At 62.6% G+C, this 22,704-nt stretch carries 23 protein-coding genes; 8 read left to right on the top strand and 15 right to left on the bottom strand.

The window, feature by feature from the left end; all coding sequences use genetic code 11:
• Positions 1-67: 67 nt before the first annotated feature.
• A complete protein-coding gene (locus BLV27_RS02535) occupies positions 68-634 on the top strand; it encodes a DUF1285 domain-containing protein (protein ID WP_092641809.1) in 567 nt (188 codons plus the stop codon).
• 123 nt (positions 635-757) lie between these two features.
• Entirely contained in the window at positions 758-985 is a 228-nt protein-coding gene (locus tag BLV27_RS02530; RefSeq protein WP_092641805.1) for a DUF2798 domain-containing protein, read from the top strand.
• A gap of 7 nt (positions 986-992) precedes the next feature.
• On the opposite strand, the gene BLV27_RS02525 is transcribed toward BLV27_RS02530, so the two are convergent.
• From BLV27_RS02525 to BLV27_RS02490, 8 genes are all read right to left on the bottom strand, one after another.
• Entirely contained in the window at positions 993-1,526 is a 534-nt protein-coding gene (locus BLV27_RS02525; RefSeq protein WP_244504502.1) for a peroxiredoxin family protein, read from the bottom strand.
• Between the two features lie 61 nt (positions 1,527-1,587).
• On the bottom strand, positions 1,588-2,118 hold the full coding sequence (locus BLV27_RS02520; RefSeq protein WP_092641802.1) for a pseudouridine synthase: 531 nt from the start codon (positions 2,116-2,118) through the stop codon (positions 1,588-1,590).
• The gene (locus tag BLV27_RS02515; protein ID WP_092641799.1) at positions 2,118-3,017 is read right to left on the bottom strand and encodes a cation diffusion facilitator family transporter; all 900 of its coding nucleotides are present in this window, start codon (positions 3,015-3,017) and stop codon (positions 2,118-2,120) included. The genes BLV27_RS02520 and BLV27_RS02515 overlap by 1 nt, the downstream gene beginning before the upstream one ends.
• Positions 3,018-3,134: 117 nt before the next feature.
• Complete coding sequence (gene polA / locus BLV27_RS02510; RefSeq protein WP_092641795.1) at positions 3,135-5,927, bottom strand: DNA polymerase I; 2,793 nt, start codon at positions 5,925-5,927, stop codon at positions 3,135-3,137.
• 108 nt (positions 5,928-6,035) lie between these two features.
• Positions 6,036-6,704 carry a PAQR family membrane homeostasis protein TrhA gene (trhA, locus tag BLV27_RS02505; protein ID WP_092641792.1) on the bottom strand — a complete coding sequence of 223 codons (669 nt, stop codon included), beginning with the start codon at positions 6,702-6,704 and terminating at the stop codon, positions 6,036-6,038.
• Positions 6,705-6,977: 273 nt separating this feature from the next.
• Entirely contained in the window at positions 6,978-7,676 is a 699-nt protein-coding gene (locus tag BLV27_RS02500; protein WP_211605473.1) for an RES family NAD+ phosphorylase, read from the bottom strand.
• Positions 7,673-8,188 carry an MbcA/ParS/Xre antitoxin family protein gene (locus BLV27_RS02495; RefSeq protein ID WP_092641789.1) on the bottom strand — a complete coding sequence of 172 codons (516 nt, stop codon included), beginning with the start codon at positions 8,186-8,188 and terminating at the stop codon, positions 7,673-7,675. The genes BLV27_RS02500 and BLV27_RS02495 overlap by 4 nt, the downstream gene beginning before the upstream one ends.
• A gap of 240 nt (positions 8,189-8,428) precedes the next feature.
• Positions 8,429-8,638, bottom strand: a complete 210-nt coding sequence (locus BLV27_RS02490) for a zinc-finger domain-containing protein (protein ID WP_092641786.1) — start codon at positions 8,636-8,638, stop codon at positions 8,429-8,431.
• 169 nt (positions 8,639-8,807) lie between these two features.
• Here BLV27_RS02490 and BLV27_RS02485 point away from each other — a divergent pair, with 169 nt between their 5' ends.
• Positions 8,808-9,737, top strand: a complete 930-nt coding sequence (locus BLV27_RS02485; protein ID WP_092641783.1) for an ABC transporter ATP-binding protein — start codon at positions 8,808-8,810, stop codon at positions 9,735-9,737.
• A gap of 3 nt (positions 9,738-9,740) precedes the next feature.
• Here the strand turns inward: BLV27_RS02485 and yddG are convergent, their stop codons facing one another.
• Positions 9,741-10,589, bottom strand: coding sequence for an aromatic amino acid exporter YddG (yddG, locus tag BLV27_RS02480; protein WP_170831326.1), 849 nt, complete (start codon positions 10,587-10,589; stop codon positions 9,741-9,743).
• Positions 10,590-10,676: 87 nt separating this feature from the next.
• Between yddG and BLV27_RS02475 the strand changes: the two genes are divergently transcribed.
• From BLV27_RS02475 to BLV27_RS02465, 3 genes are all read left to right on the top strand, one after another.
• Positions 10,677-11,852, top strand: coding sequence for an NAD(P)/FAD-dependent oxidoreductase (locus tag BLV27_RS02475; protein ID WP_092641777.1), 1,176 nt, complete (start codon positions 10,677-10,679; stop codon positions 11,850-11,852).
• Between the two features lie 103 nt (positions 11,853-11,955).
• Positions 11,956-12,579 (top strand): VPLPA-CTERM sorting domain-containing protein, encoded by a 624-nt coding sequence (locus BLV27_RS02470; RefSeq protein ID WP_092641774.1) that lies wholly within the window; start codon positions 11,956-11,958, stop codon positions 12,577-12,579.
• Between the two features lie 88 nt (positions 12,580-12,667).
• Positions 12,668-13,282 (top strand): hypothetical protein, encoded by a 615-nt coding sequence (locus BLV27_RS02465; RefSeq protein WP_139176535.1) that lies wholly within the window; start codon positions 12,668-12,670, stop codon positions 13,280-13,282.
• Here BLV27_RS02465 and xylA read toward each other — a convergent pair.
• The 6 genes from xylA to xylF all read right to left on the bottom strand — a co-directional run bounded on the left by xylA (position 13,273) and on the right by xylF (position 19,723).
• On the bottom strand, positions 13,273-14,577 hold the full coding sequence (xylA, locus tag BLV27_RS02460; RefSeq protein ID WP_092641768.1) for a xylose isomerase: 1,305 nt from the start codon (positions 14,575-14,577) through the stop codon (positions 13,273-13,275). The genes BLV27_RS02465 and xylA overlap by 10 nt on opposite strands.
• Before the next feature lies 1 nt (position 14,578).
• Positions 14,579-16,000, bottom strand: coding sequence for a xylulokinase (gene xylB, locus BLV27_RS02455; protein ID WP_092641765.1), 1,422 nt, complete (start codon positions 15,998-16,000; stop codon positions 14,579-14,581).
• Positions 16,001-16,016: 16 nt separating this feature from the next.
• Positions 16,017-16,766 carry an ATP-binding cassette domain-containing protein gene (locus tag BLV27_RS02450; protein WP_092641762.1) on the bottom strand — a complete coding sequence of 250 codons (750 nt, stop codon included), beginning with the start codon at positions 16,764-16,766 and terminating at the stop codon, positions 16,017-16,019.
• Positions 16,766-18,058: a sugar ABC transporter permease gene (locus BLV27_RS02445; protein WP_092641759.1), complete on the bottom strand. Its 1,293-nt coding sequence runs from the start codon at positions 18,056-18,058 to the stop codon at positions 16,766-16,768. Before BLV27_RS02445 ends, BLV27_RS02450 begins: the two co-directional genes overlap by 1 nt.
• A gap of 68 nt (positions 18,059-18,126) precedes the next feature.
• Entirely contained in the window at positions 18,127-18,603 is a 477-nt protein-coding gene (locus BLV27_RS02440; RefSeq protein ID WP_092641756.1) for a hypothetical protein, read from the bottom strand.
• Positions 18,604-18,688: 85 nt separating this feature from the next.
• A complete protein-coding gene (xylF, locus tag BLV27_RS02435) occupies positions 18,689-19,723 on the bottom strand; it encodes a D-xylose ABC transporter substrate-binding protein (protein WP_092641753.1) in 1,035 nt (344 codons plus the stop codon).
• 214 nt (positions 19,724-19,937) lie between these two features.
• On the opposite strand from xylF, the gene BLV27_RS02430 reads away from it, so the two are divergent.
• Together BLV27_RS02430 and BLV27_RS02425 are read left to right on the top strand one after the other, a co-directional pair.
• Complete coding sequence (locus tag BLV27_RS02430) at positions 19,938-21,182, top strand: ROK family protein (RefSeq protein WP_092641749.1); 1,245 nt, start codon at positions 19,938-19,940, stop codon at positions 21,180-21,182.
• Positions 21,179-22,639, top strand: a complete 1,461-nt coding sequence (locus tag BLV27_RS02425; protein WP_092641745.1) for a CRTAC1 family protein — start codon at positions 21,179-21,181, stop codon at positions 22,637-22,639. The genes BLV27_RS02430 and BLV27_RS02425 overlap by 4 nt, the downstream gene beginning before the upstream one ends.
• Positions 22,640-22,704: the final 65 nt, after the last annotated feature.

The raw sequence follows: 22,704 nt of genomic DNA, 5'->3' as shown, positions 1-22,704 counted from the left end.
TGCATTGCTCCCGCGCGCATTATCTTTCAGTCATAGATATGGCTGACGGACGCGAGGGCAAAGGGCAATGGCACGACAAGATCACGCACCCCCATCGGCGAGCAACTTCCTGCAATCGGCGCAGGTCGCCGCGAAAGAAGGCAAACGCGGTTCGCCGCCGGTGGAATCCTGGGATCCGCCGTTTTGCGGGGACATTGATATAACAATCAAACGCGACGGTACTTGGATCCACGAAGGCACGCCGATCAGGCGGCCCGGCCTGGTCAAGCTCTTCGCATCGATCCTGAAGAGGGAGGGCGACGAACACTTCCTCGTGACCCCGGTGGAGAAAGTCCGTCTTCAGGTCGAGGATGCGCCCTTCGTCGCGGTCGATTTCGAGGTCGTCGACGGCGTCATAACTTTCGTGACGAATGTCGGAGACGTGGTGGCTGCGGGGTCGGCAAACCCAATTCGCGTGGAGATCGCCGAGGACGGAGAGCCATCGCCCTATGTCGAGGTCCGCCGTGGACTGGACGCGTTGATCGACCGAAAATCGTTCTACCGGCTTGTGGACATTGGGAAGGAACGTGACGGCAAGTTCGGCGTGGCATCTGGTGATACCTTCTTCCCGATTGTTTCATCGGCCTCCCTCTAGTTGGACCCGATACAGGACTGATGCACACACGGAACGCCGTTCGTGCAGATGCGTCCCGCCTACAGGCACTCTAGATCGGCGCAAGCGGCCCGAAGGGTCGGCGCTTCCGTCCAAGAGGTCCAGATGATCCCGCCACGCTTTGCTCCCATCCTGTTCGGCTTCATCCTCTCGGGATTCATGTCCTTCCTGGTATCCGCAATCGCGACTGTGAGAACCGTCGGTTTGGTGGAAGGCTTTATAAGTTCCTCAATCGGGGCTTGGCTCTTCTCTTGGGCGGTCGCGTTTCCGACCGTTCTTGTGGTGGCCCCGATCACCCGGCGGATTGTCGCCCGGCTGACACCGCAGCGGTGAACCTAGGTCACGCCGCCTTGGTACCCCGCGGCGGATAGTCCTTTTCGATGATGAAATCGAGACGCGAGAGCAGCGCCTTCAAATCGGGCCGCAGAAACGGCGCGCTGGACATTTCGGCCATATAAAGCGTGCCGTCAGGCTTCACGAGGGCAAGACCCGGCTCCGAGAAGACACCGGGTTCATTGTCATTTCGGGCAGTAGAGAGATAAAGGCCCCAGGCCCGCGCCTGCGCCTCTGACATGCCATAGCCCATAGGGATCGGGTCCAGCCCCCACGCCTCGTGCGATTTGGCCGCGCGGTCCTTGTCGTCCATCGAGACGTTGATGACCTCGACGCCCTTGCTCAGGAAGTCGTCATACATGCCCCGTAAGTCACCCAGGAAGTTGCTGCAGATTGGGCAATGCTGGCCGCGATAGAAGACGATCATGGTGAAAGCCTTGGGCGATTGGTCCGCCAGTGCCCACTTGGCACCGATGATCAGATCAAGATCAAGGTCGGGCGCGGGTTGGCCAGGCAGCGGCATCGGTGCGATCTGATTCATGGGGTATCCTTACTTGAAAATGTTGCCACTCGACGGCTCGGGTGCCGTCCCGGTTCCGATCCTATAGCACCCGCCATTCGCCGGAGGGCATATCCTCCAGAGTCCAGTCCCCCACCGACCAGCGGATCAGCCGCAGCACCGGCAGGCCAACATGCGCACACATGCGACGGACCTGCCGGTTGCGGCCTTCGGTAATCGTCAAGCGCAACCACGCATCCGGAACCGTTTTGCGCAGGCGCACGGGCGGATCGCGCGGCCAGAGCCAATCGGGGGCCGGAACCTGTTCAATATCGGCGGGCCGGGTCGTGCCGTCCTTGAGCGTCACTCCATGGCGCAAAGCGGCCAGCGCATCGGGCTGTGGCTCACCTTCGACAAGGGCAAAATAGGTCTTGGGCGTGCCTGACTTGGGCGAGGCGATCCGTGCCTGCGCCTTGCCGTTGTCCGTCAGGATCAGCAGCCCCTCGCTGTCGCGGTCCAGCCGACCGGCGGCATAGACGCCGGGCACGTCGATCCAGTGTTTCAGACCCTTCCATTTCCCCTCATCGGTGAATTGGCTGAGCACGTTCATGGGTTTGTTGAAGGCGATAAGCATCAGTGACCGATGACTGCGGCATCGGGGTCGCAGGTCCCGTCCAGCTCGATTTCAAGCGTCGCATGCCCCACACCGAACGAGTCGTGCAGCAGGCGTGCGACACGCGCACGCAGGTCCACCGCTCCGGTGCCCACTTCGGCCACTATATGTGCGTCGACGACCGCCACCCCCTCCTGCATTTCCCAAAGGTGAAGATGGTGTACCGAGGCTACGCCCGCGACTCCCTCCATCGCCCTGAGCACAGAATGCGTTTCGATGCCAGGCGGCGCGCCCAGCATCAACATCCGGACAACCCGCGGCGTCCCTTTCCAGACATGCCAGAGAATGTAACCGGCGATGCCGAGCGTCACGATCGGGTCAACGATCCGCCAATCGAAGAGCAATATCAATGTGCCCGCCACGATCACGCCCACGGACCCCAGCGCATCGGCCAGGTTGTGCAGAAAGGCCGCGCGGATGTTGGCGCTGTTCTTCGACATCGTATAGGTCAGCGCGGCGGTGACCAGATCGACAGCCAGCGCGATGCCGGCGACAATGACCACTATCCAACCCGCAACCGGCTGCGGGTCGAACAGGCGCGCAACCCCCTCCCACATCAGCCAGAGCGAGAGAACCGCCAGCGTCGTGTAATTCACCAGCGCCGCGACCATTTCCGCACGACCGTAACCGAACGTCATCCTTGCATCCGCCGGACGCCGCGCGATCTTGCGGGCGGCGAAGGCGATCAGCAGGGTCAGCGCATCCGAAAGGTTATGAATCGCATCGGCAATCATGGCGAGCGAGCCCGACACCGAGCCGGCTACGATTTGCGCGATCGTCAGGCCAAGGTTTACGACAATTGCGCCAGCGACACGCCGGTCCCCGGCGTCCGGGTCTATATGGCTATGATCATGGGCCATAGTCGCATCTCAACTTCAGCGGGAGACCTGCCAGATCGGGTCGCCTCCAAGCATGGAAGCCGTCACTGCAACGGCGCTGCCCACCCGCGGTTAAGCATGTCGCAAAGGCACTCACTGTCAATGCGCCTCGGCCCAGTTCGCCCCCTGGCCCGCGTCAACGATCAGCGGGACCGACAAGTCGACGACCGGATGATGCGCCCCCTCCATCACCTCGCGGGCCACCTTGGTCAGCTTTTCAACATCGCGCTCGGCCACCTCGAACAGCAATTCGTCGTGCACCTGAAGCAACATTCTCGCATCAAGTCCGGAAATCGCCGACTCCATTCGGACCATGGCACGGCGGATCACATCGGCGGCCGTTCCTTGGATCGGCGCGTTAATCGCCGCGCGTTTGGCGAAACCGGCACCGGGGCCCTTGGCGCTGATCTCGGGCGTGTGGATGCGACGACCGAACAGCGTCTCGACCCGCTTGTGTTCCTTTGCGAATTTCACCGTGTCATCCATGTAGTCGCGGATGCCGGGGAAGCGCTCGAAATAGGTGTCGATAAAGGCCTGCGCCTCGGCCCGCGGGATGCGCAGATTCCGCGCAAGGCCAAAGCCCGAAATGCCATAGATCACACCGAAGTTGATCGCCTTGGCCTGGCGGCGGATTTCCGGCGTCATCTGGTCCAGCGGGACACCGAACATCTCGGACGCGGTCATCGCATGGATGTCCTGGCCATCCTTGAACGCCTGCTTGAGCTGATCGATACCGGCGATGTGCGCAAGAATACGAAGTTCAATCTGTGAATAATCAAGTGCGACCAAGATCCGCCCCTCCGGAGCGACGAAAGCTTCGCGAATGCGGCGGCCCTCCTCGGTTCGGATCGGGATGTTTTGCAGGTTCGGATCGGTGGACGCCAGCCGCCCGGTGGTTGCCCCCGCAATGGAATAGGAGGTGTGGACGCGGCCCGTATCGGGATCGATGTGATCCTGAAGCGCATCGGTGTAGGTCGATTTGAGCTTGGACAGTTGACGCCAGTCCAGGATCAGGCGGGGCAGTTCATGCTCCGTAGCCAGATCTTCCAGGACATCCGCCCCGGTGGAATAGGCCCCGGTCTTACCTTTCTTGCCGCCCGGAAGGCCCAGCTCATCAAACAGGATCTCGCCCAGCTGCTTGGGCGAGCCTACGTTAAAGGGCCGACCTGCCTTGGCGTGGATGTCCTCCTCCAGCCCGGCCATCTTCTGCGCGAATTTGCCGGACATGCGCGACAGGACATCCCGGTCCACCTTCACCCCGGCCATCTCCATTCGTGCGAGAACCGGAATCAGGGGGCGTTCCAGCGTCTCGTAGACCTTGGTCACCTTGTTTGAATGCAGCTGCGGCTTGAACAGACGGTGCAGGCGCAGGGTGATGTCGGCGTCCTCGGCGGCGTAGGGCGCGGCCTTGTCGATCTCGACCCGGTCGAAAGTGACCTGAGCCTTACCCGTCCCGATCAGCGTCTTGATCGGGATCGGTTGATGATTGAGGTAGCGATCGGACAGCGTGTCCATGCCGTGATTGTGCAGCCCTGCGTTCTGCGCGTAGCTGAGCAGCATCGTATCGTCGATCGGCGCAACCGTGATGCCAAGGCGGGCAAATATCTTGAAGTCGTACTTCATGTTCTGTCCCACCTTCAGAATCGCAAGGTCCTCCAGCATCGGCTTCAACATCTTCAGCGCGGCGTCCAACGGCATCTGACCTTCCGCAAATGCTTCGGTGTCGAACAGATCACCGCCGCCCGAACGGTGGGTCAGGGGGATGTAGCACGCCTCGCCCGGGGCGACGGCCAGAGACACCCCGACAAGTTCTGCCTGCATTTCATTCAAGGAGGTGGTCTCGGTGTCCACGGCGACGGTTCCCGCCCTCTCGATCCGGTCCAACCAGTCCTGCAACCCGGCGGCATCGCGCACGACTTCGTAAGTCGCGTGGTCGATCCTTGGGTCTTCGGGGGCCTCGGGCGCGTCATTGGAAGGCGCGGCCTCGATGACCGCCGGCGGCTCGGCCCCCAAGCGCTCGGCGATGCGGCGCGTCAGGCTGCGGAATTCCATCCGGTTCAAGAAGTCCAGCAGGTCCTCGGCAACGGCATCCCTGATTTCCAGATCGTCCAGTCCGAACGGAAGCTCCATGTCACAATCGAGCTGCACCAGCTTCTTCGACAACTCAATCTGTTCGCGCTTCTCGATCAGGGTCTGACGGCGCTTGGGCTGCTTGATCTCTTCGGCGCGGTCCAGCAACTCCTCCAGCGATCCGTACTCTTGAATCAACTGCGCCGCCGTCTTGATGCCAATGCCGGGCGCGCCGGGCACGTTATCGACCGAATCCCCGGCCAGCGCCTGCACATCGACCACCCGGTTCGGGGCCACGCCAAATTTCTCGAACACGCCATCGTCATCGATGCGTTTGTTCTTCATCGGATCGAGCATTTCGACCCCGCCGCCAACCAGCTGCATCAGGTCCTTGTCCGACGACAGGATGGTGACACGTCCGCCCGCATCCCGCGCCTGGTGGGCCAGGGTGGCGATTATGTCATCCGCTTCAAACCCCTCGATCTCCTCGCAGGCGATGTTGAAAGCCCGCGTTGCCTCCCGCGTCAGGGGAATCTGCGGGCGTAGATCCTCGGGCATGGCGTCGCGGTTGGCCTTGTATTGATCGTAAAGATCATTGCGAAACGTATGCGATCCCTTGTCGAAGATCACCGCAACATGCGTCGCCGCGTCCGGCCCATCATTATCCTGCACATATCGGTCCAACATGTTGCAGAACCCCGACACCGCTCCGATAGGCAGCCCGTCCGACTTGCGCGCGAGCGGCGGCAGCGCATGAAACGCGCGGAAGATGAAGGCCGATCCGTCGATCAGATGCAAGTGGCATCCCTTGCCGAAAGTCATCGCGCGTTCCCCTCTGGTGGCTGGCCTACGTGATGCCACGAACGGAAATGGGGCACCACCTTGCCCGCGTTCTATCGGCCGAAAATACCTTGGGGATGTCTGGCGTGGCTAAACCACGGTCGTCGCGAGCATGTGCCAGGTGATCGCGATGAAATAGACGACCGAAGCCGTAACCACGAAGCCATGCCAGATCGCATTATGAAACCGCATCCGCTCCAGCAGCAGGAACGGCGTGCCCAACGAATAGACCACGCCGCCCGCCAGCATCAGGGCGAAGACCGGCCAGGACGTTGTGGCAATAACTTCCCCCCCGCCGATCAGGACGGCCCAGCCCATCGACAGGCCGATCGCAACCGAGAGGATGGTCGACCGGCGGCGGCGCAGGAAGGTCGTCGCCGTCGCCGCCATGGCCGCCACCCACATCGCGGCGAGGAAGGTGTTGCCCGTGCCCGAAAGCAGCGCAAACGGCGTGACCGTTCCCGCAATCTTGAGGTAGATCGCCGACAGGTCCATCCGGCGCAGCCAATCCTGCCATTCCGGGTGCGAAATGTGGTTGTAGGCCAGCGACGCGCTCAGCATCGTGATCAACGTCGCACCATATACCGAGACAGCGATAATGCCGGTCATATCGCCCCGCATGACCGCCGTCAGCGTGATGAGAACGGGAACCGAGACCAACGCCAGAAGAAGACCCATGATATGCACGACAGCATCGCTGATCCGTTCGACCCTGTCATAGGGGCGGCATTCGGCTGGGCGGTGTTCGTTTTCGGTCATGCTTTCAATATAGCATCAATACGTTAACAGTCATCGCCCGACGTTGCGTGACCGATTTCACAGATCCGTGTCGATCGCCAAACGAACCGGTTGCGGTACCGCCACGGCAGGGCCGGAAGCCGCCGCCACCTGGTCAAGTGTGTGGCCTTGGACAGAGATTCCGAACCGCAAGTCATTGGTTCAATTGTCCACGCGCACGGTCCTGCGTCGGGTATCAAACACGCTTGGCGGAACAAATTCGGCACCCGCCCGTCGTCAGGCCGTTGTGGGTTATCAGTCGGGCGCGGCCTTGCGTCGGACAACGACAGGCCCGACCTCGCGGACCTCGATGTCGTAGTGGTTCGCCTGAACGACATTCCGGATGCTCCGAGGGCGGAATGAGACCCAGCTCTCTTCTCCGGGGCTTCGTACGCTCTCGTAGCGAATGCCGGCGATACCGGCGCTTTGACCGTTCGCCCTCACATGATGACCGAAAGTCTGCGGAACAGGGTACGTGCTGTCGTCTGGCCGATGATACTCGGGATGGCGTCCAAAGATATCGACGTATCCACCACAGAGGTCTGCCTTGTATTGCCGATACGTCTCCGTCTTCCGGGTCAGCGCGCTGAGCGATATCTCCTTGCGGATGCCGTTTGCCACTTCAGCCACCGCAGTCGTCAGCTCGGTCGCGGCATACCAAGCCCCCATCGAGGCATCGCAGAAGCGCTGACCGCCCGGAGATCCATGCAGGAATGCCGACATGACGACGCTGGCGTTCGGTCGACCGTAAACCCACTCGGACGGGTCGAGCCTTTGCAACCTTGGCACCACAAGGCGGTCGTTCGTCCACCCCTCGAGGTCGAGAACCTCTTCGAGGTCGGACGCGGACGTCACGCTGTCGAAAGCGGAAACCGGAGGAAAACGAGACGGGATCAGCCGGGTGGTGCCCAACGGGGCAAACACCACGTCATACGCGGATAGATCGATACTCACACGAAGACGATATCGTTTCCGGAAACCGGTACGTAAGACCCTTCCGGAGCGCCGTGCCCGACCTCACCTCCGCGCCAGGCGTCAAGATACCTTCGCACCGACATGATGCCGTCATGACCGCCGTCTCGGATATAGTTCATCGGCGACGCACCGTGGAATAACGTGCCTTGATGAGGTCCCTTTAACCAGACCAGCGCCTGGGATTGGTCCTCGAATAGAATAGCAAGGGCCTTGTGGATCCCGAGAATGGCCGAGATCCGGAGGAGCGTATCGAGTGGGAGCGTGAGCGGTTGCTCCTCGCGCGCTTTCTTCATCCACTGATGATACGTCGAGCGCCCAGGGTCTCCGAGAATGGCGATGCGGTCGATCTCGCTCAGGCCCCACTGATCGGCAATGTTCCGAAACGCCCGAAGTCCTGGGCCGCTCTTGCGCGTCCGATCATCTCGCTCGATCGGTCGCAAGACCACCCTTCCATAAGGCTCCGCCCGAGTCGGGAATTTCGCAACCTGCATGTCCGCCTCCTTGTCTTTTAATAGACCTAATGTCTATATGTGGACAATTCAAGCTTGACGGGCACGGCGGTCAACGGCCGTCACCGAAACTGCGGGCACCGCGGCACTCTCGGTTCGAAGTAAATCATCACGACGACTGATCAGATCCCTAGGGATCCTATTTCCAAAAAAACATCGTCATCTCAGGTCAAGAATCCTGCAAGCAAGCAAGAACGTACCCCGTGCCAACGTTCAATCGGCTTAGTGGTCATCACCTTCGAGGATGAAGCGCTTGTCGCAATAGCCGCAATCGACGAACCCGATCTTGGGGTCGATCGAGAGCCAGACACGCGGATGGCCCAAGGCAGGCCCGCTGCCGTCACAGGCAACGCGCGTGGTCGTCACCGTTTCCGTCTCGGGCGGGGGCAGATCGTGCTGACGGCTGGGGTAACGCGGAGTTCCGGTGGTCATGGGCGGGCCTCGGGATTGGCGGCAAGAGTCTTGGGTCTTATGGCGCATCGCCCCCCGTGGCCGCAAGCCATCGGACAGGGATGCACACCCTGTTCACATCCGGCGCAGTTGCCTTGTGGGCAACGTCCTTCTACCTCAAGGCGCAGACGCACTGCATACGGATTACCCCATGACCAACGCGATCGAGATCGAAGGCCTGAGGAAAACCTATGGCGGCGACGGGAAGACACCGCCGAAAGAAGCATTGAAAGGTGTCGACCTGACGATCCCGACGGGCAGCATCTTCGGCCTGCTCGGGCCGAACGGGGCGGGGAAATCTACAATGATCAACATCTTGGCCGGGCTGGTGCGCAAGACCGCCGGCAAGGTTCGCATATGGGGCTTTGACCAGGACGAAAACCCCCGCCAGTCGCGCGCGGCTATCGGCGTCATGCCGCAGGAGTTGAACCTGGACCCGTTCTTTACGCCCGCCGGTGCGCTGGATGTGCAGGCAGGGCTTTACGGCGTGCCGAAATCACAGCGCCAAACTGCGGAAATCCTGGAACTGGTCGGCCTGAGCGATAAGGCCGATGCATATGCACGCACGCTCTCGGGGGGGATGCGGCGGCGTCTGCTTCTGGCCAAGGCGCTGGTGCATCACCCCCAGATCCTCGTTCTGGACGAGCCGACTGCCGGGGTCGACATCGAGTTGCGCCAGATGCTCTGGCGCAACGTCCGACGTCTGAACCAGGAGCGCGGGATGACGGTCATCCTGACGACGCATTACCTGCAGGAAGCGCAGGAGATGTGCGACGAGATCGCCATCATCAACAAGGGTGAACTGATAATCCGCGACAAGACCGTAAACCTGCTGAACCGGCTGGATGCCAAGACGATGGTTATCACGCCCGAGGCCCCCGTGGGCGATCTGGACCTGCCTGCCGGCCTGCAACTTGACCGGCGCAGTGACGGCTCCCTCGCCTTCAGCTATGCCCGCGCAAAGGTTTCAGCAGAACAACTGCTCAACTTCGTGAAAGGCGCGGGCATTTGCATCCGCGACGTGCGCACCGAGGAGGCGGATCTGGAGGACGTCTTCGTCTCCCTCACGAAACAGACCTGACGCTCAGGCCCGCCGCAGGATCAGGTCTTTTGCGGCAAGGCACGCCCCACCTGTGATCAGCACGCAGGCTGTACCCACGACCCAGGTGAAATGGGCCTGTCCCGCCCCGACCAGGACGAAGGTCGACAGGAGCGGGGCCGCATAGCTGGTCGCGCCCAGAACCGGCAGGTCGCCGCGCTTGACCCCGATATCCCACAGAAAAAACGCCAGACCCACTGGCCCCAGGCCCAGCCCAAGGATCGCCAGCCATTCGGTACCCTGCGGCGTGACCGTCTCCTCCAGGGCCAGATGCGCCAGCCCGGACAGCAGCGCCGTCGCGAGGCAGAACCCCGTAACAGCATCCGTCGACACCTGCGCCACGCGGCGCGAGAGCACCGAATAGCCGGCCCAAAAGAACGCGGCGAGGAAGGCGATGGCATAGCCCGTGACATGTTGCCCCGACAGCGTGAGACCCTGCCCACCCGTCACGATCAGCGCGGCTCCGACCAGCCCCAGCAGAGCGCCGGCCAGATGATGCGCGCGGAGGCCCGTCTCCACGGATGCAAGCAGCACGATCAGAAGGGGCCAGAGGTAGGCGATCAGGCTGGCCTGCGCCGGTGGGGCGTTCCGCAGCGCCAGCACATACAGCAGGTGATAGCCGAACAACCCGCCGACCCCCAGCGCCCAGACCGGCCAGGGTTGCCGCCACGCACGCCAACCGCGCCGACGCCATCCGGCCAGCAGGCCCATGCCCCCGCCCAATGCAAAGCAGAGCGCCAGAAGTTGCAGCGGCGGCACATCCCCCGACAGCGTAGTGAACAGGGCGAGGGTCGCCCATAGGAGGACGGCACCGAAGCCCGCCAATGTTGCCATATTACGCGTCACCGGTGCAGCGATGCCCGCTTGAACAGCCCTGTGCAAGTTGTAACGTCGCCCCGTCGGCACGCAGGAGTGAACGCCATGGCAGACCGCATTATCATCATCGGCGGTGCGATCATGGGATCCAGTCTGGCTTGGTGGCTTACCGAGCTCGGGCACCCGCCCGGCGCGATCACCGTCGTCGAACGCGATCCGACCTATGCCGCCTGCGGCACGGCCTTTTCCAACAGCTGCATCCGGCAGCAATTCGGCAATCCGCTCAACGTCGCGATCAGCCGGTTCGGCGTCGAATGTATCAAGAATTTCCAGATGATCATGGGCGACGACCGGGTGCCGCCGGTGCATTTCCATCCGTTCGGTTACATGTATCTGGCCGACACGCCGGCGATGGCCGACCACCTGCGTCGGGTGCAGGCCATACAGACGAAGGCCGGGGCCGCGACTCGCCTGATGGATCCCGACGCCTTGGCCGCTGAATACCCGTTCTACAATCTCGACGGCATTCTTCTCGGCTCTCACGGGGCGGAAAACGAGGGCTATTTCGACGGAACAACCATGTTCGACTGGTGGCGGCGGCTGGCCCGGGAACGCGGCGTGACCTTTCTGGCCGATACCGTCACCGCGATCGACACGCGCGGCGGACGGATCGGCGGCGTGACCTTGGCGTCAGGAAATACGGCGGGCGCAGACATCGTGGTCAACGTCGCCGGCACGCGCGGGGCACAGGTCGCGCGGATGGCCGGTCTTGATCTGCCGATCGAAGCGCGCAAGCGCTATACTTGGGTTTTCGAAGCGGCACGACCGCTGGACCGGGATCTGCCGCTGACCATCGATCCTTCGGGCGTGCACGTGCGACAGGATGGGGCAGGCTATATGGTCGGGGCCAAGCCGGATCCCGATCCCGCCGTCGATCCCGACGATTTCGGCGGCGACTGGAGCATCTGGGAAGACAAGGTCTGGCCCGCGCTGGCGACCCGCATCCCCGCTTTCGAAGAAATCCGCGTTCGCCGCGCCTGGGTCGGGCATTATGACTACAACACTTTTGACCAGAACGCGGTCGTCGGCCCGCATTCAGACCTGCCGGGCTTCTTCAGCCTGAATGGTTTTTCCGGCCACGGGTTGCAGCAATCGCCCGCACTGGGGCGGGGCCTTGCCGAATACCTGACACAAGGCAGTTACCGCACACTCGACCTGACCCCATTGGGACCGGATCGCATCCGCGCCATGACTCCTTTTCCCGAAACAGCGGTGATCTAGGCACCGACAAGCAATCTGGTTCATCCGGACCTTTGCCGGACCTGCTTCGAATTGATCTAAAATTCGCCCGAATTCGGGCAGAATCAGATGGCACGTCGGAGTCATGAAACACCGTATTGTCCCACTGGCTCTTGCAGCCGCGTTCATCTTGCCCGCCGACGTAGCGACCGCGGCTGTCATCGGGACCTATGACTACGACTACTCCGACACCGGCAACCGAAGCGGACAGGGCCGGGACCAGAATGCATCCGGGGTGCTGATCGTCGATGACGGGGTCACATTCCGCGACAGTTTCAACTTCGGCAATCTGGCAGGCGCGGTCATCGATTCCTTCGAACTCACCTTCGCGTTCAGCGGGGCGGGACCACTCCTTTTTGGAATTCTCGAATCCTGGGAAGTGACAGTCGAAGGATCGGACCCCTTGGGCTCGTCAGACGATCTGTTCGCGCAACTGGTCGACGACCAATCCACCTGGACCGGCGCAATCGACGCAAGCACGGCTCCGGGCAATTCGTTCTTCGCGGATGCGGTAGCGAACATGGGCTTCAACTTTGCGTTCGACCAGTCGGGCTCTCTCCCGAACAACAGCTTCCGCCTGGCGAGCGTCAGCCTGGCCGTGAATGGCACGGCAGCAGTCGTTCCACTACCCGCGCCGGGTCTGCTACTGCTCGGGGCGCTGGCTGGCATGGGCCTGATGCGCCGTCGCAAGACTTCGGCCGCCGCCTGACCGCAACAATCGTCACGGCTGCCATGAGATTGCTCGAATCCGGGGTTAAAGCACCGCTATGAGATTGCTCACGTCATTCATATGCATGATGATCCTCAGCATCGGGCTGGCGATGACGGCCAATGCGGCAGTCATCGGCACGTATACGCATGACTACGGAAAGTCGTCCGGCCTTATCGCGCCTTCCGAATACGGAAAGCATAAGGGAAGGCATGTCGAAGTCGGGAGTGCTGGCAGTGGCCGCTCCGACTTCCGCGACATCATCGACATCTCAGGAATAGGTCCGAATGTTACGGTAGACAGCATCGACTTGATGCTCATGTTCGACGAGGCCGGGCCTGATCCGAAGAAATCGGAAAACTGGTTCGTCGAAATTTCGGGAGCAGGATCAGGGATCGGTACAAACACCGTTGCCATGCTCGATGAAGATCAAGCCCCGCAAACGTTCACCCTGAGACCCGGCACCGACGCATTCGAGGCAGCCGTCGCGGGTCTGAGAATTGACTTCACCTTTACCGAACCAGGCATCGGCAGGTCGGACGCATTCCGCCTCTTCAGCGCGACGGTGCGCGTCAACGGATCGGTCGTGGCCGCCGTGCCCTTGCCCGCGCCGGGGGTCTTGCTCTTGGCGGCACTGGGTGCGCTTGCCTTCCTGCGCCGCCGCAGTGCTGCCGCAACGAACCGCAAGCTTCCTCAGACGTAGCGATTCAGGATGTTCTCCAACCGCTCCTGACGACCGGAGGCCGGCTTGGGGTTGATCCCCTCGGCCCGAACACGCGCTTCGATATCATCCAGATCAGACGCAAGCAGGTCGCCCTGCGCCTCCCATCCAGAATAGCGCGTGGTCCGAGCAGCCTCCAATTCACCCCCCTCGATCATCGCGGCGGCCGCCTTCAGCCCCCGTGCACAGACATCCATCGCGCCGACATGCGCGGCGATCAGATCAACCGGGTCCAGCGATTGCCGCCGAAGCTTGGCGTCAAAATTGGTGCCCCCCGTGGTGAAGCCCCCTGCCATCAGAACCTCGTAATAAGCGCGCGCAGCCTCCGGTACGTTGTCGGGGAACTGGTCGGTGTCCCAACCGGATTGGTAGTCGTTGCGGTTCATATCGATAGATCCAAAGATCCCGAGGGACCGCGCCATGGCCAGTTCATGTTCGAAGCTGTGACCCGCCAGGATCGCGTGGCCCTGTTCGATGTTCATCTTCACTTCGTTTTCCAGCCCGAAGTCCTTGAGGAAACCGTAGACCGTGTTCACGTCGTAATCGTACTGGTGCTTGGTCGGCTCCTGCGGCTTGGGCTCGATCAGGATGGTGCCGTCGAAACCAATCTTCTTGCAGTAATCGACCACCATGCACAGAAACCGGCCCGCCTGTTCCCGCTCGCGCTTCAGGTCGGTGTTCAGTAGCGTCTCGTACCCCTCGCGTCCCCCCCAGAGGACATAGTTTTCCCCCCCGAGCTTGTCCGTCGCGTCGATGCAGGTCTTCACTGTCGCAGCCGCAAAAGCAAAGACGTCGGGGTCGGGGTTTGTCGCGGCCCCTGCCATGTAGCGGCGGTGCGAGAACAGGTTGGCCGTCCCCCAAAGCAGTTTGGGGCCACCCGCGCGCATCTTCTCGCCCATGTGATCGGTGATCTCGTCCAGGCGGGCGGTGTTTTCAGCAAAATCCGCGCCTTCGGGCCGGATATCGGCATCGTGGAAGCAATAGTAGGGCTGACCAAGAATTTCGAACATCTCGAACGCCGCGTCAGCCTTGAGCTTCGCCAGCGCCATCGTGTCGTCGCCCCCGACCGGAAACCAGGGCCGCTGGAACGTCTGTCCGCCGAACGGGTCGCCACCGGGCCAGGCGAAGCTGTGCCACCATGCGACAGCGAAGCGTAAATGATCTTCCATCCGCTTGCCCATCACGACCTCGTTCGCGTCGTAGTGGCGATAGGACAGGTCATCCGTGGCGTTCGGGTTGAAGGTAACCTTGTCGATACCGGCGAAGAATTCAGTCATCTCAGAAATCCTTGAGCAGTTGGTAGGCCCGACGATAGCGGGCGTGGCCTTCGGTGAAGGCATCAATCATCCCAGCCTCGGGGTCGAAGCTGCGGTCGACGACAGGGGGCGTAGCGATCTCGGGCCCCTCGCCCGTCGCGGCCATGCGGCCCAGCCGGGCCGCCCCGAGCGCGGCACCGAACTCACCCTGCGCGGGCAAGTCCAGCGGAAATCTCAGTACGGTCGCCAGCGTCCGGAGCCAGTACTCGGACTTGGCCCCACCCCCCATCGCCAGGGCGCGGGGAATTTGCGTGCCCGTCGAGGCCAATGCATCACGGCAATCGGCAAAGGCGTAGGCGACCCCCTCCATCACCGCGCGCGCTGCGGCGCGGGCATCGGTGGCATGGTCCAGATTCAGAAACTGGCCCCGGATGCGTGCATCGTTGTGCGGCGTCCGCTCCCCGCCCAAGTATGGCAGGAACAGCGGCTTGCCGGGTTTGCGCAGCGGCCCCAGGTCGGCGGTCAGATCAACAACCGACCGGCCCGTCAGGCCCGAAAGCCAGTTCAGCGCATCGGTCGCCGCAAGAATCACGCCCATCTGGTGCCAGGTGTGCGGCACCGCGTGACAAAAGCTGTGAACAGCCGAATCAGGGTCGGGGCGGTAACCTGCGTTGGCGGCAAACAAAACGCCGGACGTGCCAAGCGACAGAAACGCCGCGCCATCCTTGACGCAGCCCGCACCGATTGCGGCGGCGGCATTGTCACCCGCGCCTCCCGCGACAGGCACCTGCGGCAGGCCGAGGTCAGCGCGCAGCGTGCCGCTGACCGCCGACCCCTCGACCAGCCGGGGCATGTGGTCGCGCGTCAGATGACAGGCCGACAACAGATCATCCGACCAGTCCCGCGCACCCGTATCGAGCCAGCTTGTCCCGGCCGCGTCCGACATTTCAGACACGTATTCACCGGTTAGGTACAGACGCAGGTAGTCCTTGGGCAGCAGGATCTTCTTCGTCTTGACGAATACATCCGCCTCATTCCGCCGGACCCATTCGACCTTGGGCGCGGTGAAGCCCGGAAACACGATGTTGCCGGTGATCTTGCGAAACTGCGGGTCGGCGTCCATCGCCGCCGCCTCTGCGTGGGCGCGCGTGTCGTTCCACAGAAGACAGGGGCGCAACGCGCGCCCGTCCGCCCCGACCAAGGTGGCCCCGTGCATGTGACCCGACAGGCCGATACCCTGCACGCCTTTGCAATCATGCTTGCCAGCCAGCGCGCGCAGCGCATCGCGCGCCGCGTCGCACCAACTTTTTGGCGATTGTTCTGACCAGCCATCGTGCAGGCGCTGGACCGACAGGGGAACCGAATGCTCGGCCAAAACCCGGTCAGATCCGTCGATCAGGATCGCCTTGAGCGACGACGTGCCAAGGTCCAGGCCGATGAACATCGCGCGCTCCCTCAGGTCAGGCGGCTGCCTTGGGGTTCTTACCAAGGATGATCATGGAAAGGATGTCATCTTCGGTGACGTCCTCAACCCGCTCGGTCCCGACCATCTGCCCATTCTTCATGACGGAAACACGGTCGCACAGGTCCATCATTTCGCGCGTGTCGTGCGAGATGAGGAAGATGCCCAGACCTTGCGCCTTCAACTCCTGGATCAGGTCCGCGACCATCTTGGTCTCATGGACGCCCAACGCCGCGGTCGGCTCGTCCATGATCAGGATGCGAGCGTTGAAATAGACGGCGCGCGCGATGGCGACCGACTGCCGCTGGCCGCCCGAAAGGGCGCTGACCGGCTCGTTGATCTTTTTAAAGTTCGGGTTGAGACGCGCCATGATCTTGCGCGTTTCGGCCTCCATCCGGGCGTCGTCGACAAGGCCGAACGGCGTCGTCAACTCGCGGCCCAGGAACAGGTTCGCGGGTGCCGGCAGGTTATCGGCCAGCGCGAGCGTCTGGTAGATCGTCTCGATGTTGTGGCGACGCGCGTCGGCGGGGGATCGGATATCCACCTCCTTACCGTCGATCCGGATCGTGCCCGAGTCGCGCTGATAGGCCCCCGACAGGATCTTGATCAGCGTCGACTTGCCCGCGCCGTTGTGACCCAGCAGGCCCACGACTTCGCCCGCGTGCAAGTTCAGACTGACATTGTCGACGGCGTGCACGCCCCCGAATGAGATCGAGATATTCTCGAGTTCGACGAGTGGAGTAGCCATTAGTCCCGTGCCCCCGTGCGCTTGCGATAGATGATGTCGATCCAGACGGCGAGTACCAGGACCGAACCTACGACGATGTTTTGCAGCGGCGCATCAACGCCGACCATGGCCATGCCCGACTGCAACGATTGCATGATGAGCGCGCCGATGATTGCACCGTGGATCGTGCCGATCCCGCCTTTGAGCGCGGTGCCCCCGATGACGGCGGCGGCAATGACCCGAAGTTCGTCAAGAATACCGATGTCGTTGGAGTGGTTCGTCAGTCGGGCCGAGGCCACGACAGCCGAAATCGCGCAGAGCACACCCATCAGGGCGAATATCTTGACGGTCAGCATCTTGGTGTTGATGCCCGACAGCTCCGCCGCGTCCGGGTTGCCGCCGGTGGCGAAGATGTAGCGCCCGAAGCGTGTGCGCTTGGCGATCACCGTCATCACGATGGCCACCAGGATCAGCAGCACGATCGAGATTGGAACGCCGTACCCTTCGGTATAGCCCTCGGGCATGGTCAGGCCATCTGCCTCGAATCGACGCTCCAGAACGCGGCTGGGCACTTCGTAAGCGTTTAGCAATGCGACAAAGCCCAGAATACCGGCGACCACGATCCCGATCACCGTCATCTCGGCCCACATCGGCTTAACCGGGAAGTCGTGGCCGATCTTGTTGCGACGCGATGCAAAGAGCGCCCAGGTGGCGGCCCCCGCGGCGATCAGACCGACGATCCAGCTCCCGGTGACGCCCAACGTGCCGTTGATGCCCCCGAACAATTGGAACGTATCGTCCAGTGGACCGATGGTCTGACCGTTGGTCAGGTACCACGCAACGTTCCGCCAGATCAGCAAACCACCCAGCGTCACGATGAAGGCCGGAATGGTGAGATACCCCACCAGATAGCCGTGGAATGCCCCGATCCCGGCCCCGGCAATGATGCCAAAGACGATGGCGACCCAGGCCGTGGCCGGGTTGTTCAACCCCAGCCCCAGCCAGTCGGGCATGATAACTGTCTGCGTCATCGCCATGACGGCCGAGCAGGTAGCCAGGACCGACCCGACGCTCAGGTCAATGTGGCGGGTTACGATGATGAAGACCATCCCAGTCGCCATGATGGCGACCGAAGCGGTCTGAATCGTCAGGTTGAACAGGTTGCGGGGCGTAATGAACCGACCGCCGGACGCCAGATCGAACGCGATGGCGATAACGATGAACGCCCCGATCATGCCTAACAACCGGGTATCGAGATCCAGCGCCTTCCAGCCCGTACGGGGCGAGGTGGCTGGGGCGGATGCGTCTGTCATCTCTGTCTCCTCCATTGAGTCCTAGACGTGTCGTTTGCCGACGCCGAAGCGGTGGCGCATATTCACGATCACCCGGTGGCGATCAGGACGTCGACGCCGAAACAGGTCCGGCGCGACGTGTCGTTCTGGTGTTTCATCTGGGTGTAGAGCGGAACTGACGGGTCTTTACCGCGCCCTTCCAGGAAGGCTTCCGCGCCATCGAGGCATTGTACGTGTTGCGCGAGGCGGCGATTGAACATCTTGTTGGCGGCATAGGCAAAAGGGAGGCGTCTGCTCCGCGGATCTGCCAGCCTGCGCCCTACCACCTCGTTCACGCGAGGGGCAACTGGGTTGAGAACATCGTCCGTCGCCGTAATTCCATCAACGTGCAGAACGGCATCGGATAGTCGCATGTCTGAATGGGTGACCGCCTCGGCCACGCCCATGAGGACCACGCGTTGCCGTACCGGAGTCCGCGGGGAAGCCCGGGGCTTCAGATGCCTGAGCTTCATCCGCCCGCGCAACAGAAGCCGTATGCCCGTGTGACTGATCGAGTTGAGGATCATTCCGGTGGCCCAGTGCAGATTTCAGCGAAAGGTGCGGATCGCGCCGGCACGAGGGCCGGCGCGATCACTATGCATGACCCAGAGGTCAGTTGCAGGGTGCCGGGCCGTTTTCGACACCTTGGCACAGCGCTTCAACTTCGATCCAACCGGCGTCGGTCACGGTCGAGAGGTTATCGGCAGTGATCGGCACGGGGGCCAGGAACATCGCGTTCATCTCGGTACCGGCGGGCGAAACCCAGGTCTGTGCACCTTCGATGTCGGCGGGGGCGGTGCCACCAGCCAGCGCAACCGCGATCTCGGCGGCGGCGGTGCCCAATGCGCGTGCGTCTTTCCAGACCGAAACGGTCTGCGTGCCCGAGGCCACGCGGTTCAAAGCGGCGTGGTCGCCGTCCTGACCCGAAACCGGGATCCCGTCCATGCCCTGTGCGGCCAGCGCGGCAACTGCACCACCGGCGGTGCCGTCGTTGGAGGCGACCACGGCGTCAACGGCGTTGTCGTTGGCGGTCAGGATCTGCTCCATGTTGCGCTGCGCGTTCGCGGGCAGCCAACCATCGGTGTAGGCTTCGCCCACGATGGTGATATCCCCGGCATCGATCGCGGCCTGCAGGATTTCCTGCTGACCGCCGCGCAGGAAGTCGGCGTTCGGGTCGGTGCCCGAGCCCTTGATCATGACGTAATTGCCGGTCGGCTGCGCAGCCAGAACGGCGCGGGCCTGCATGCGGCCCACCTCGACGTTGTCGAACGTCAGGTAGAAGGCATAGGGGTCTTCGATCAGGCGGTCATAACCGACCACCGGAATACCTTCGTTCTGCGCGGCCGTAACAGCCGGGCCGATCGCTTGGCTGTCCTGGGCCAGAATGATCAAGGCATCGACACCCTGTGCAATCAGGCTTTCGACGTCCGACAGCTGCTTGGAAGCCGATGACTGCGCATCGGCGGACACATAGGTCGCACCGGCGGCATCAAGGGCTGCCTTCATCGCACCCTCATCGGTTTTCCAGCGCTCTTCCTGGAAATTGGACCAGCTGACGCCAACAACGGGCGCATGAGCGTCCGCGAATGCGGCAGCGCCGGCAAAGGTCATCGAGGCGGCAACGGCCGCCGTCATAAGTTTCTTCATGGTATCCTCCCGTTATATCTGAAAACGGAGCGCACCTCTGACGGGTGGCCCGGATCGGATGAATCATCGAAACAAGTTTTTATTCGATTGTCAAAATTAATTTGACCTTGGAGCATAAGAATCGTTCACTATGGACCGAGCTGATGGGCGGAGAGGCCTATCATGCGCTGCTTTTTCGCGCAGCAGGGGGATTTTTAGTTGCTAGGTCGAATTAATGGGCATTGAACCATCTCTCCAGTCCGCGACTCACCTGGCCGGAGACGACGCCCCAGGATGCGGCCCCCTGCGCGGGGCGCGTCAGTCTGGAGCGCTGTCCCTGCGCCAGCAAGTCTATGAACGGGTCCGCTCCGCCGGGCACATCAGCCGCGCGGCGCTCGCCAAGGAACTGGAAGTTTCGCCCGGTTCGGTCACACCGCTGGTGTCCGACCTTCTGGGGCAGGAATTGCTCTACGAGGTTCGGGACGATGCACAACATCATGGCCGTGGCCGCCCCCCGGTTACGCTGGCGGTCAACCCCAAGCGCGGCCTTGTTGTCGGGCTGAAACTGTCGGATCACGAACACTCGGCTCTGCTTGTCGATCTCGCCGGACAGCCGGTCGCCTCCGCCACGGTGCGCCGGGGTGACAACGTGCGCAGTGTCGCGGGCCTTCTGGATGAGGTAGAGCAACTCCTTGCCCGACTGTCCGAGGCCGCCGGCCCGACCGCTCCGCCGATCCTTGCCGTCGGGCTGGGGATGCCGGGAATGATCGACCATACCAGCGGCCAGCTGCGTTGGTCCCCGATCGTCAACGACCGCGATATCAATCTTGCCGGCGCGGTGTCTGAGCGGATGGGCCTGCCCGCGTCGGTCGACAATGACGCCAACCTGCTCACCATGGCAGAGATGTGGTTCGGTAAAGGCCGGTCCCTCTCCGATTTTGCTGTCGTCACCATCGAATATGGCGTTGGCCTCGGGCTCGTGGTGGATCACGCGCCCTACCGCGGGGCGCATGGCTACGGAATGGAGCTTGGACACACCAAGGTGCAGCTGGACGGGGCCCTTTGTCGTTGCGGCCAACGCGGCTGCCTGGAGGCCTATGTCGCCGATTTCGCGCTCGTCCGCGAAGCCCCCATCGCACTCGACGGAGCACTACCACCGCGCGGCGCGGTATTGGAGGCGCTTTACCATCAGGCCAAGGACGGGAACGAGGCGGCCCGGGCGATCTTCGACCGCGCCGCGCGCTATCTCGCCCTTGGTTTGGCCAACGTTGCCAACCTGTTCGACCCGCGCCGCATCATCCTGTCAGGTAGCCGAATGCGCTATGATTTCCTTTATGCCGAAGAAATGCTGGCCGAAGTGCCCGGCCTGACCCTGAACAAGCCGCCCCCGATCGAGCTTAACGCCTGGGACGATCTGGTCTGGGCACGCGGGGCTGCCGCCCTCGCCCTGTCCGATCTGACACCGCGTTTGCTGGCATGAGGTGGGGGGCCCTGCTGCTGCTGGCCGCACCCGCCTGCGCGGACCCGGTGTTCGAGCCGGTCACCGTGCCCAACCACGTCTATGCCGGCGGATGGGAGCACTTCGTCGGCGGCGGCATCGCGGCCGTGGATTGCGATGGTGATAGACTGCCCGAACTGATCGCTGCAGGCGGCGAGAACCCGGTCACACTGTTGCACAACCGGGGCGATATGACCTTCGCGCGCGGACCCTTCCCGCCGATCACCGGAGCGACAGGTGTCTATGCGCTGGACCTGGATGCGGATGCCGTGGACGACCTCGTGATCTTGCGCGCCGGACCGAACGTGACGCTGAAGGGTGACGGTGCCTGTGGTTTCGCCGCACACGATTTCGGCATTCCCGACGGCAGGGGTGCCTGGACCACTGCCTTTTCCGCCACTTGGGAGCCGGACCGAACGCGCCCCACGCTGGCCTTCGGCAATTACGTCGACCGCGACGCCCCCGACGGACCATTCGGCACCTGCGACACCAACCTGATCTTGCGCCCCGAACGGGACGGCTATCTGGAAACGACACTGGATCCAGGCTTTTGCGCGCTCTCGATCCTGTTCTCGGACGAAGATCGAGACGGAGAGGCTGCGCTGCGCCTGTCCAACGACCGCCATTACTATGTGAGCGGCGGGGCGGAGCAGATGTACTCCCTCTCCCTCGATCGGTTCCTGACCGAAGCCGACGGCTTCGAAGGCCCGTCGATCTGGGGCATGGGCATCGCGTCGCGCGACATCACGGGCGACGCGCGACCAGACCTGGTGCTGACTTCGATGGGCGACCAGCTCACGATGCTGTCCACACCAACTGGACACGCCATGGCCCCCTTCTCCATCGGCAGCTTCGCCCAGCGCCCACACACCGGCGGCGACGGCCGCCCCTCGACCGGGTGGCACGCAGCCTGGGGCGACGTGGACAACGACGGCGACGCGGACCTGTTCATCGCCAAGGGAAACGTCGACCAGATGCCCGGCATGGCGATGGAAGACCCCAACAACCTTCTGCTGAACGAAGGCGGCACATTCCGGGAGGTATCCCAGACCGCCGGGATCGCCTCGCTTCACCGCGGGCGCGGAGCCGTTCTCGCCGATCTGGACGGCGACGGACGCCTTGACCTAGCGGTGGTGAACCGGCGCGCGCCACTGGAGGTCTGGCGCAATGTCGGCGACGCCGGAAACGCCGTGTCGATCACGCTGAATCAGCCGGGCGGAAATCGGGCCGCCGTCGGAGCCTGGGTCGAGCTGCGAACCGAAGCCGGTGTCCAATTGCAGGAACTGACACTGGGCGGCGGGCACGCGGGGGGATCAGTCCTGCCCCTTCACTTCGGAATCGGCATGGCACGCAACGCTGAGGCGCGGGTTCTATGGCCAGATAGCAGGCAGGGCGACTGGGAGCCCGTGACCACCGGACACGTAATCTTGCAGCGCTAGAGCAGCTCAATCTCGAACCGAAGGAAATTCGAGAAAAGCAGGCCTGCTTCTCTGCTTTCCAAATA

Source organism: Jannaschia faecimaris (assembly GCF_900107415.1).
GTDB classification, from domain to species: Bacteria; Pseudomonadota; Alphaproteobacteria; order Rhodobacterales; family Rhodobacteraceae; genus Jannaschia; species Jannaschia faecimaris.
This window is presented reverse-complemented; position numbering and strand designations above follow the sequence as displayed.

Bases quoted from the DNA above. Each gene is read 5' to 3' on its own strand.
- BLV27_RS02470 (WP_092641774.1), top strand. From the start codon at position 11,956: ATGAAACACCGTATTGTCCCACTGGCTCTTGCAGCCGCGTTCATCTTG.
- trhA (WP_092641792.1), bottom strand. From the start codon at position 6,704: ATGACCGAAAACGAACACCGCCCAGCCGAATGCCGCCCCTATGACAGG.
- BLV27_RS02490 (WP_092641786.1), bottom strand. From the start codon at position 8,638: ATGACCACCGGAACTCCGCGTTACCCCAGCCGTCAGCACGATCTGCCC.
- BLV27_RS02530 (WP_092641805.1), top strand. From the start codon at position 758: ATGATCCCGCCACGCTTTGCTCCCATCCTGTTCGGCTTCATCCTCTCG.
- BLV27_RS02465 (WP_139176535.1), top strand. From the start codon at position 12,668: ATGATCCTCAGCATCGGGCTGGCGATGACGGCCAATGCGGCAGTCATC.
- BLV27_RS02520 (WP_092641802.1), bottom strand. From the start codon at position 2,118: ATGCTTATCGCCTTCAACAAACCCATGAACGTGCTCAGCCAATTCACC.
- BLV27_RS02425 (WP_092641745.1), top strand. From the start codon at position 21,179: ATGAGGTGGGGGGCCCTGCTGCTGCTGGCCGCACCCGCCTGCGCGGAC.
- BLV27_RS02495 (WP_092641789.1), bottom strand. From the start codon at position 8,188: ATGCAGGTTGCGAAATTCCCGACTCGGGCGGAGCCTTATGGAAGGGTG.
- BLV27_RS02430 (WP_092641749.1), top strand. From the start codon at position 19,938: ATGGGCATTGAACCATCTCTCCAGTCCGCGACTCACCTGGCCGGAGAC.
- BLV27_RS02440 (WP_092641756.1), bottom strand. From the start codon at position 18,603: ATGATCCTCAACTCGATCAGTCACACGGGCATACGGCTTCTGTTGCGC.
- BLV27_RS02525 (WP_244504502.1), bottom strand. From the start codon at position 1,526: ATGAATCAGATCGCACCGATGCCGCTGCCTGGCCAACCCGCGCCCGAC.
- xylA (WP_092641768.1), bottom strand. From the start codon at position 14,577: ATGACTGAATTCTTCGCCGGTATCGACAAGGTTACCTTCAACCCGAAC.
- BLV27_RS02515 (WP_092641799.1), bottom strand. From the start codon at position 3,017: ATGGCCCATGATCATAGCCATATAGACCCGGACGCCGGGGACCGGCGT.
- BLV27_RS02475 (WP_092641777.1), top strand. From the start codon at position 10,677: ATGGCAGACCGCATTATCATCATCGGCGGTGCGATCATGGGATCCAGT.
- polA (WP_092641795.1), bottom strand. From the start codon at position 5,927: ATGACTTTCGGCAAGGGATGCCACTTGCATCTGATCGACGGATCGGCC.
- BLV27_RS02535 (WP_092641809.1), top strand. From the start codon at position 68: ATGGCACGACAAGATCACGCACCCCCATCGGCGAGCAACTTCCTGCAA.
- yddG (WP_170831326.1), bottom strand. From the start codon at position 10,589: ATGGCAACATTGGCGGGCTTCGGTGCCGTCCTCCTATGGGCGACCCTC.
- BLV27_RS02445 (WP_092641759.1), bottom strand. From the start codon at position 18,058: ATGACAGACGCATCCGCCCCAGCCACCTCGCCCCGTACGGGCTGGAAG.
- BLV27_RS02485 (WP_092641783.1), top strand. From the start codon at position 8,808: ATGACCAACGCGATCGAGATCGAAGGCCTGAGGAAAACCTATGGCGGC.
- BLV27_RS02450 (WP_092641762.1), bottom strand. From the start codon at position 16,766: ATGGCTACTCCACTCGTCGAACTCGAGAATATCTCGATCTCATTCGGG.
- xylF (WP_092641753.1), bottom strand. From the start codon at position 19,723: ATGAAGAAACTTATGACGGCGGCCGTTGCCGCCTCGATGACCTTTGCC.
- xylB (WP_092641765.1), bottom strand. From the start codon at position 16,000: ATGTTCATCGGCCTGGACCTTGGCACGTCGTCGCTCAAGGCGATCCTG.